This window comes from Extibacter sp. GGCC_0201 (assembly GCF_017566055.1).
Classification (GTDB): Bacteria; Bacillota; Clostridia; order Lachnospirales; family Lachnospiraceae; genus Extibacter.
Window position 1 is genome coordinate 1 of record NZ_JABFCH010000074.1, and the last position, 461, is coordinate 461.

General features: G+C 52.5%; 1 rRNA gene. It reads right to left on the reverse strand.

Annotated elements, in window-relative coordinates:
* Positions 1 to 461 (reverse strand): 23S ribosomal RNA (locus HJV72_RS18815); the annotation flags it as partial.

Consider the following 461-nt stretch of genomic DNA (forward strand, 5'->3'; position numbering starts at 1 on the left):
ATCCCAGTATCAAGCTGGAGTAAAGCTCCATGGGGTCTTTCCGTCCTGGCGCAGGTAACCAGCATCTTCACTGGTATTTCAATTTCACCGGGTGCATTGTCGAGACAGTGCCCAAATCATTACGCCTTTCGTGCGGGTCGGAACTTACCCGACAAGGAATTTCGCTACCTTAGGACCGTTATAGTTACGGCCGCCGTTTACTGGGGCTTAAGTTCGAAGCTTCGCTTGCGCTAACCTCTCCCCTTAACCTTCCAGCACCGGGCAGGCGTCAGCCCATATACTTCACCTTGCGGTTTTGCATAGACCTGTGTTTTTGCTAAACAGTTGCTTGGGCCAATTCTCTGCGGCCAGGCCTCCCTGGCACTCCTTCTCCCGAAGTTACGGAGTCATTTTGCCGAGTTCCTTGACAATGCTTCTCCCGTCGGCCTTAGGATTCTCTCCTCATCTACCTGTGTCGGTTT